The 8725-nt window shown below is 67.5% G+C and carries 8 protein-coding genes, 1 pseudogene and 1 riboswitch; of the genes and pseudogenes, 8 read left to right on the top strand and 1 reads right to left on the bottom strand.

The window, feature by feature from the left end; all coding sequences use genetic code 11:
• The 5 genes and pseudogenes from B1964_RS30940 to B1964_RS06685 all read left to right on the top strand — a co-directional run.
• A pseudogene (locus tag B1964_RS30940) lies at positions 1-132 on the top strand (sulfurtransferase); the annotation flags it as partial.
• Between the two features lie 28 nt (positions 133-160).
• The gene (locus B1964_RS06700) at positions 161-616 is read left to right on the top strand and encodes a SufE family protein (RefSeq protein WP_006367444.1); all 456 of its coding nucleotides are present in this window, start codon (positions 161-163) and stop codon (positions 614-616) included.
• Positions 613-2106, top strand: a complete 1494-nt coding sequence (locus B1964_RS06695) for a condensation domain-containing protein (RefSeq protein ID WP_079929294.1) — start codon at positions 613-615, stop codon at positions 2104-2106. The genes B1964_RS06700 and B1964_RS06695 overlap by 4 nt, the downstream gene beginning before the upstream one ends.
• A gap of 211 nt (positions 2107-2317) precedes the next feature.
• Positions 2318-4111: an acetyl/propionyl/methylcrotonyl-CoA carboxylase subunit alpha gene (locus tag B1964_RS06690; protein ID WP_079929293.1), complete on the top strand. Its 1794-nt coding sequence runs from the start codon at positions 2318-2320 to the stop codon at positions 4109-4111.
• Positions 4112-4124: 13 nt separating this feature from the next.
• Positions 4125-4526, top strand: coding sequence for a hypothetical protein (locus B1964_RS06685; protein ID WP_006367447.1), 402 nt, complete (start codon positions 4125-4127; stop codon positions 4524-4526).
• Positions 4527-4531: 5 nt separating this feature from the next.
• On the opposite strand, the gene B1964_RS06680 is transcribed toward B1964_RS06685, so the two are convergent.
• Positions 4532-5092, bottom strand: a complete 561-nt coding sequence (locus B1964_RS06680) for an NTP transferase domain-containing protein (protein ID WP_014359577.1) — start codon at positions 5090-5092, stop codon at positions 4532-4534.
• 213 nt (positions 5093-5305) lie between these two features.
• On the opposite strand from B1964_RS06680, the gene B1964_RS06675 reads away from it, so the two are divergent.
• The 3 genes from B1964_RS06675 to uraH are packed head-to-tail and all read left to right on the top strand — an operon-like array spanning position 5306 to position 8189.
• Entirely contained in the window at positions 5306-7294 is a 1989-nt protein-coding gene (locus tag B1964_RS06675) for a solute carrier family 23 protein (RefSeq protein ID WP_079929295.1), read from the top strand.
• Between the two features lie 10 nt (positions 7295-7304).
• Entirely contained in the window at positions 7305-7826 is a 522-nt protein-coding gene (gene uraD, locus B1964_RS06670) for a 2-oxo-4-hydroxy-4-carboxy-5-ureidoimidazoline decarboxylase (protein WP_014359575.1), read from the top strand.
• 36 nt (positions 7827-7862) lie between these two features.
• Complete coding sequence (gene uraH / locus B1964_RS06665; RefSeq protein ID WP_006367451.1) at positions 7863-8189, top strand: hydroxyisourate hydrolase; 327 nt, start codon at positions 7863-7865, stop codon at positions 8187-8189.
• A gap of 75 nt (positions 8190-8264) precedes the next feature.
• A riboswitch (cobalamin riboswitch) is annotated at positions 8265-8476 on the top strand.
• Positions 8477-8725: the final 249 nt, after the last annotated feature.

The raw sequence follows: 8725 nt of genomic DNA, 5'->3' as shown, positions 1-8725 counted from the left end.
TTCGTGCTGACCCATCTGCTCGGTTTCGATCACGTCCGCAATTACGACGGCTCGTGGACCGAGTGGGGCAACGCGGTGCGGGTCCCGATCTCTGTCGGCGAGGAACCCGGCGACCCGCCGGCGAGCGCATGACGACTCCCGGCGAGCGGCCCGAACTGTCATGAGCGTGCCCGCGTCCCTCGCCGAGATCGTCGATGACTTTGCCGCACTGGGTGATTCGGACAAAGTCACCTTGCTCCTGGAGTTCGCGGGAGAGTTGCCGGAGCTGCCTGCCGAACTGACGACCGAGGCGATGGAACCGGTACCGGAGTGCCAATCCCCGGTCTTCCTGTCGGTCGATGCCCACGATCCCGACGCCGTCCGACTGTATTTCAGTGCACCCCGCGAGGCGCCGACGACGCGCGGTTTCGCCTCGATCCTGCATCAGGGGCTCGACGGCGAGTCGGCGCAGACGATCCTCGACGTCCCGGGCGACTTCTACTACGACCTCGGCCTCGGTAAAGCGGTGAGTCCGTTGCGATTACGCGGCATGGCCGGAATGCTCGGACGTATCAAGGCCCAGGTCCGCCGCCAGACCGGAACGGGGCCGCAAGCCCCGGCCGGGCCGACGGGATGAAGTTCATCCAAATCCTCGAGGAGCCGATCGAACCAGGTGGCCTCGTGGAGTGGACCCCCTATGTGCCCGGCGGCCTGGGCAGTTGGAGTCGCGACCCACGGCTGACCTCGCACAATCACGAGCAACACCTGCGGGGGGCCTTCGAGTATCGCGTCCGCACCCGGCGGGAGGGCGGGCGTGAGTCGTGGCTGGGCCTGCAGATCCACTTCGACGAGCCCCTGTCGATTCCGGCCTTGCGAACGGCGTTGCGGCGCTGGATCGATCGTCATGAGGTGCTGCGTAGCCACGTGGTCATCAAGCACGACGGGCTGGCCCGCCTGTCGACGCCGCCGGGCACCGTCCAACTCAAGATGGGCCGCATCGGGTGGTACAACGAGTCCGGGCCACTCGTCGAACAGATCGCGGGCTCCTTCGACCGCGCCACCGCGCCACTGCACTGGCCGGCGTACATGTTCGCCACCGTCGGACGGGAGTCCTCGTTCACGCTGCTGTTCGCCGCCGACCATTCGCTCGTCGACGGCTATTCGCTGATCATGGCCCAGCACGAGTTGACCGCGTTCTACCGCTCGGCCCGCGACCACACCGAACTCGCGCTGCCCGAGGTCGGCAGTTACGTCGATTTCAGTGCCGCCGAGCGGCGACAGGCAGATCAGACCGGGGCCGATCATCCGGCGGTGGCCACCTGGCACGGCTTTCTCCAGGCCGGGCCCGGCGACATGCCGCGGGCGCTGCGCATGACCCCGTCGCCCACCCCAGAACCCGGGGAGACGGATGACCAGTCCCCGCTGCTTCCCCAGGAGTCGGTGTCGGGCGTGATCGCCGACGACGCCACCGCCAACAAGTTCACCGCGGTGTGTTCGGAGGCGGGCGGTTCGCTGACCGCAGGGGTGCTGGCGGCCTTCGCGATGGTCCATCACAGCCTGACCGACGATCCCGAGTTCCGGTGCGTCCTGCCGCGACACACCCGCGACGAGGCCCGCTGGCTGACCTCGCTGGGCTGGTATGTCGCGGTCGCCCCCTTCTGGCTCGACATGACGGGCTCACCGACCTTCGATCAGACCGTCGCCCGCGCGACCACCGAGCTCAAGCGCTCGCGGCAGGGCGCGTCGCTGCCCTTCCTTCGGGTGGCCGATCTGATCGGCTACCGTGGCGAACCGCGCTTCGTGATCTCCTTCATCGACACCCGGTACGCGCCGGGTGCCGCCGAGGCCGACGCGGGCCGGGCCACGGTGCTGCGCAGCCATTCCTACTCCGCGGAGGAAGTCCTCATCTGGATCAACCGGACGCCGTCGGGATTGCGGTATTCGGCCCGCTTCCCGGCCGATCCGGCCGATCCGGAACCGGCCGGGCCCGACGACACTCGATTCGACGGCGCCCATTCCGACCGGGACCCCCTCGACCGCAACGGGCCGGTGCCCGAGTTGCTCCGCGGTTTCGCCGGTATCGTGCACGCTCTTGCCGAAGAGAGCACATTCAACGCGCGGATGTGACAACCACCTCCACCGAACGATTGCTCGGTGCGTTAGTGTGAAGCCCGGAGCACGCCCCCTAACCTCCAGGGGGTGCGCGATGTCGCCCGCGGAACCACCGTCGCGAGCGGCAGTTCAATCCCACGGCGCCGCACACGGTCGCCGACGAACACCGTGTGTGCCGCTCCCCGGGGGCGCGGTGCACCTCGATGTATGGCCCAGGAGAACAACAGTGCCCACTATCAGCAAGGTCCTCATCGCCAATCGTGGCGAGATCGCGGTACGTGTCATTCGCGCAGCCCGTGACGCCGGCATCCCCAGTGTCGCCGTCTACGCCGAGCCCGACGCCGACGCGCTGTTCGTGAAGCTCGCCGATGAGGCCTTCGCCCTCGGTGGACAGACCTCCGCCGAGTCCTATCTGGTGTTCGACAAGATCCTCGACGCGGCCGCCAAGTCCGGCGCCAACGCCGTGCACCCCGGCTACGGCTTCCTCTCGGAGAACGCCGACTTCGCCCAGGCCGTCCTCGACGCCGGGCTGATCTGGATCGGCCCGTCGCCGCAGTCCATCCGCGATCTGGGCGACAAGGTCACCGCCCGCCACATCGCACTGAAGGCCGACGCGCCGATGGCACCGGGCACCAAGGACCCGGTCAAGGACGCCGACGAGGTCGTCGCCTTCGCGCAGGAGCACGGTGTGCCGGTCGCGATCAAAGCCGCCTTCGGCGGTGGCGGTCGCGGCATGAAGGTCGCCTACACCATCGAGGAGATCCCGCACCTGTTCGAGTCGGCGACCCGCGAGGCCGTCGCCGCCTTCGGCCGTGGCGAGTGCTTCGTGGAGCGTTACCTCGACAAGGCCCGCCACGTCGAGGCGCAGGTCATTGCCGACACCCATGGCAACGTCGTGGTCGCCGGTACGCGCGACTGCTCGTTGCAGCGCCGCTTCCAGAAGCTGGTCGAGGAGGCCCCCGCGCCGTTCCTGACCGACGAGCAGCGCGCCAAGATCCACGAATCGGCCAAGGCGATCTGCCGCGAGGCCGGCTACTACGGCGCGGGCACCGTGGAGTTCCTCGTCGGCGCCGACGGCCTCGTCTCCTTCCTCGAGGTCAACACCCGACTGCAGGTCGAGCACCCGGTTACCGAGGAGACCGCGGGGATCGATCTCGTGCGTCAGCAGTTCCGCATCGCCAACGGCGAGAAGCTGGAGTTCTCCGAGGACCCCACGCCGCGTGGACACGCCTTCGAGTTCCGGATCAATGGCGAGGATCCGGGCCGCAACTTCCTGCCCGCACCCGGGCCGATCACCAAGTACCGTGAGCCCTCGGGCCCGGGCGTCCGCGTCGATTCCGGCGTCGTCGAGGGTGACGTGATCGGCGGCCAGTTCGACTCGATGCTCGCCAAGCTGATCGTCGTCGGCGAGAATCGCGAGCAGGCGCTCGAGCGTGCTCGCCGTGCACTCGCCGAATACGAGGTCGAGGGTCTGGCCACGGTGCTGCCGTTCCACCGGCACATCGTGAGCAATCCGGCGTTCATCGGGCACACCGACGACAACGGCGTGGAGACCTTCGATGTCTACACCAAGTGGATCGAAACCGATTGGGAGAACCCGATCGAGCCGTACACCGGTGGCGAGCCGATCGAGGACGACGAGGCCACTCCCCGCCAGAAGGTGGTCGTCGAGGTCGGCGGACGCCGTGTCGAGGTCGCGCTGCCCGGCGATCTGGCCCTCGGCGGCGGTGGTGGTTCGGCCAACGGCGTCATCCGCCGTAAGCCCAAGGCCCGCTCGCGCAAGAAGGGCGGCGGCGCCGCCGTCTCCGGTGACGCCGTGGCCGCGCCGATGCAGGGCACCGTGGTCAAGGTCGCCGTCGAGGAGGGTCAGACGGTCGCCGCGGGCGCACTCGTCGTCGTTCTCGAGGCGATGAAGATGGAGAACCCGGTCACCGCCCACAAGGACGGCGTGGTGACCGGTTTGAGCATCGAGCCGGGTGCCGCCGTCACCCAGGGCACCGTGCTGCTCGAACTGAAGTAGTCACCTCCTCCGAATGGAACCCGTCGAGATCAACGCCGGGGCGTGGTATCTGCGTGGGCTTCGTGCCGACGAGCGGATCACCGACGTCCCGGCGTTGTCCGATCTGGGGATCGCCGATCCCGCGGCCTATGTCGCCGCCACCGATGCCGCGTGGCGCGACGACACCGGTTTCGTGTGGGCGGTATGCGAACCGACCACCGGTGAACTCCTGGCCGTCATCGGCGTCCTCCCGACGGCGGGGTCGGCGTCGATCGTCGGCCGCTGCCGCACCGGTCATCGTGCGGTGTTGGGTGCCGCAGTCGGGCCGGTTGCCCGATTCGCGCGCGGCGCACTGGATCTCGTCGTCGATGATCTCGCCTCCGACGACGATCCGGTCGCCGACGGGGTGATCACCGACGCCATTCCGACCCCCTGAGCCCGCTACGGTTCGTCCCGGTCGACGCCGGAGGCCAGATCACCGCATTCGACCGATTCCACGATCTCGGGATGCGCGCGGAGATAGCGTGCGGCACCGACGTCCCCGTCGAGCGAGGCGAGGACGCCGTCGAGGTGACCGGCGTCGAGATGGACCGGGTGGCCCGGCCGGCCGTGGTAGACCGCGCGCACGATCTTCCCCGGTGCGCCCGCCGCGGTTTTCACGATCCGGGAAACCACTGCCGCGGTGACATCGGGCATGTCAACAACATGTAAAACCACACCGCCCGAATCCTCGCGAACCACCGGCGCGCACAGCACCGCGCGCACGCTTGCCGACAGACCGACGACCCAATCCTCGACGACAATCGCCTTCGCCCCACTCGGCGGCGTGACGATCGCCGCACCCATCGCGACGACCACCTCCCGGCACCCTCCCGCGCTCAGTGCATGCACAGCGTTGTCGAGCCAAAGACCTTGTTCGGCAAGTATTTTCGGCTTTCCGTACCGCCGGCCGGATCCGGCGGCGAGCACCGCTCCCACCACCATGGCATCCACCTCCGCCACTCGGCTCCATACACCCGCCCACCGCTGTCGTCGGCCGGGCGAACCAACGAGGTCCCGGTGTCGGCCATGCCCGATTTACCCCGCCGCAATATACGATCTCGCGGTCGCCGAATCGGTTGTGGGGGTCCACTATTTACCTGCCGGTGGGCCGGACGTGCGCTACGCCGTCGGCTCACCGGCAGCCATGATCTCACCGTCACGAGGAGTATGTCGATGGCCACGGATTCGGCTCCGGCCGCCGCCCCCCAGGGACGCCGCAAGCGCGTCCATCCGGTCGATCAGGTACCACCGTTCGGCAAACTCGTCACCCTCGGGTTCCAGCACGTGGTCGCCTTCTACGCCGGTGCCGTCCTCGTCCCGCTGCTGATCGCGAACGCCATCGGGCTCGACGATCAGGCGCTCACCATGCTCATCACCGCCGACCTGTTCACCTGCGGCATCGCCTCGCTGCTGCAGGCGGTCGGCATCTGGAAGATCGGTGTTCGGCTCCCGCTGCTGCAGGGCATCACCTTCGCGACGCTCGCCCCGGTCATCAAGATCGCCAACGATCACGGTGGTGGTCGGGTCGGCCTGCTGACGGTGTACGGCGCGGTGATCTCGGCCGGCGTGTTCACCTTCCTGATCGCACCGTTCTTCGCCAAGCTGATCCGCTTCTTCCCGCCGGTGGTCACCGGCACCGTCATCACGATCATCGGCATCAGCCTGATCCCGGTCGGTGCGGGCGATGCGGTGACCGACCCCAACAGCGCGACCGGCGCACACGATGCGGGCAACGGCCGGTGGGTCGTCTACTGCATCTGCACCATCGTCCTGATCGTGCTGATGCAGCGATTCTTCCGTGGCTTCTGGGCGACCATTTCGATCCTGCTCGGCCTCGGCGTGATGACCTTCGTCGCATGGTGTTTCGGCGACGCCCACTTCGACCGGGTCGCCGAGGCGAGCTGGGTCGGCTTCACCCCGCCGTTCGCCTTCGGATGGCCCCGATTCGATCTCATCGCGATCGTGTCGCTGATCGTGGTGCTCATGGTGACCGCGGTGGAATCGACGGGCTCGGTCTTCGCGACCGGCGAGATCGTCGGCAAACGCATCCGCAAGGAGGACATCGCCGCCACCGTCCGCGCCGACGGCATCGCCACCATCATCGGCGGCAGCTTCAACTCGTTCCCGTACACGGCGTTCTCCGAGAATGTCGGCCTGGTCCGGATGACCGGGGTCAAGAGCCGGTTCGTCGTCGCCTGCGCCGGCGGCATCATGATCATCCTGGGCGTTCTGCCCAAGACCGCGAACATCGTCGGGTCGATTCCCTCCCCGGTTCTCGGCGGCGCCGCACTCATCATGTTCGCGACGGTCGCCATCGTCGGCATCCAGACGCTGACGACCGTCGACTTCACCGACCACCGCAACCTGTCGATCGCCGCGACCTCCATCGCCGTGGCCCTCTACGTCCAGTTCTCGCAGTCGTCGGCCCCGACGACCATCCTGGACAAGGGCGCGGAGGTGAAGGTCCCGGAACTGCCCGGCGTCGACATCGCCGTGCCGGGCATCCTGCAGATCCCCTTCTCCACCGGCATCACCATGGGCGCGATCACCGCCATCCTGATGAACATCCTGTTCTTCCACATCGGCAGCAAGGGACCGGCCGTCGCCGGAGGCGGTTCGATCACGCTCGACGAGGTGAACACCATGAGCAAGGAGAAGTTCCGCGAGACCTTCGGCGAGGTTGTGCAGGGCGTCGACTGGGTTCTCGACAGAGCTTGGGAGCAGCGGCCTTTCGACGACGTACACGATCTGCGCAGCGCCTTCCAGGAGGCGATGCTGACCGGCAGCGACACCCAGCAGCTCGACCTCATCCAGGCCTTCCCCGACCTCGGCGCCGAGGACGAGGAGACCGGCGAGCTGATCGCGGTCGACCACAAGGGTCTGTCGCACCTCGAGGAGACCGAGCACGAGAACGTCGTGAATCTCGCTGCCGCCTATCGGGAGCACTTCGGGTTCCCGTTGGTGATCTGTGCCCGCGAGACCGAGCGTTACGACCGCGTGCTGCGCAACGGCTGGTCCCGAATGGACAACTCGGAGACCTCCGAGAAGTCGTTCGCGCTCATCGAGATCGCCAAGATCGTCAACTATCGCTTCGACGATCTGGTTGCCGATGCCAACCCGCTGACGTCGGTGCGATTCGGCCGTCAGCCCGAACTCTCCTAGGCTGATCGGCGTGCGACGAGTCGACTGGCGCGGGTTGCCCAGTTTCAACGAGCTGACCGAACGGCAGGCCATCGGCACGCTCTACGAGTGTTGTAGTTCGTCGATCTGGGCGCTGCGTGTGGCCAAGGCCCGACCGTTCTCCGACGACGAGGCACTGCTCTCCTATGCCGACCTCATCCTGGCCGAGCTCACCGACGCCGACCTCGACGAGGCCCTGGCCGGTCATCCCCGCATCGGCGACCGCCCGGACAACGCGTCCTCCACGCGTGAGCAGTCCGGGGTGACCGGCGCCGATCCGGCGGTGTTGGCCGAACTCAAGGAGCTCAACAAGGCCTACGACGAGAAGTTCGGGCACGTGTACCTTGTCTTCGCCAATGGGCGGCCCGCGGCGGAGTTGCTGGCCATCCTCAAGGAGCGGATGCGCAACGACCCGGCGACCGAGCGGCGAGTGCTGCGGATGGAGTTGGCCAAGATCAACCGAAGTCGACTGCAGCGCATGCTCACCCCGGCGATCGAGTATGTTGACGACTGAGCAGCGCAGTCGATCCACGAGGAGCGAACCACCGAGATGACCGGTCTGTCCACCCATGTCCTCGACGCGGTCTCCGGTGCACCCGCGGTGGGCGTCGGGGTCTCCCTGCAGGATGCCGCGGGCGGCGAAGTCGCCTCCGGCGTCACCGATTCCGACGGTCGCATCGCGCAGGTGAACACCGACCCGCTCGTGCCCGGCATCTACCATCTGGTGTTCGACACCGGAGAGTGGTTCGCCGACAACGACATCCGGGGGTTCTACCCGGAGGTCGACATCTGCTTCACCGTCGACGATCCCGAACGGCATCACCACGTCCCGCTGCTGCTGAGCCCGTACTCGTACTCCACCTATCGCGGTAGCTGACCGGGCGCGCACACCGATATTCGGGGGCATCCTCTATGCTCGGCGGTGCAGTTGGTTCGCCGCCCCGTCCGTCGTGGCCTCCGATGTCATGGAGGCCCCGCGTCTGGGTCCGGCGTCGTAAGAGGGAATCCGGTGCGAATCCGGAACTGTCCCGCAGCGGTATGTCGGAACGACCGCCGTCATCGAGCACTGGACGCACGCGTCCGGGAAGCGACGGCCACTAGGACCGCGACCTGATGGTCGCCCGCCGACGAGTCCGAAGACCTGCCTGCTGTACCGGCCGCGCCGCGGCCGGTGGCTCGTCGCCTCGTGGAATGGGCGCAGGTCGAAGCGAGTGCCAGGTGATGCGCGGATGCCGTGCACGTTCTCTCCGGCGTCCCTTCGGCACGCCCTGCAACGGCGACGGACCGTCGGAAACCATTGCAGGAGTGCACCACCCATGTCCCAACGGACGACCCCGTTTTCCGCCACCGTGCTCGGCACAACACGCATCGGGCCACACCGTGAGCTCAAGCGCGCGATCGAGAGCTACTGGG

Source organism: Gordonia sp. i37 (genome assembly GCF_002043085.1).
Classification (GTDB): domain Bacteria; phylum Actinomycetota; class Actinomycetes; order Mycobacteriales; family Mycobacteriaceae; genus Gordonia; species Gordonia polyisoprenivorans.
Note: the sequence above shows the minus strand (reverse complement) of the source record. Positions and strands in the feature narration are given on the sequence as shown.

What these genes read in the sequence shown, in the direction of transcription:
- B1964_RS06685 (WP_006367447.1), top strand. Translation starts at nt 4,125, where the DNA reads ATGGAACCCGTCGAGATCAACGCCGGGGCGTGGTATCTGCGTGGGCTT.
- B1964_RS06700 (WP_006367444.1), top strand. Translation starts at nt 161, where the DNA reads ATGAGCGTGCCCGCGTCCCTCGCCGAGATCGTCGATGACTTTGCCGCA.
- uraH (WP_006367451.1), top strand. Translation starts at nt 7,863, where the DNA reads ATGACCGGTCTGTCCACCCATGTCCTCGACGCGGTCTCCGGTGCACCC.
- B1964_RS06675 (WP_079929295.1), top strand. Translation starts at nt 5,306, where the DNA reads ATGGCCACGGATTCGGCTCCGGCCGCCGCCCCCCAGGGACGCCGCAAG.
- B1964_RS06695 (WP_079929294.1), top strand. Translation starts at nt 613, where the DNA reads ATGAAGTTCATCCAAATCCTCGAGGAGCCGATCGAACCAGGTGGCCTC.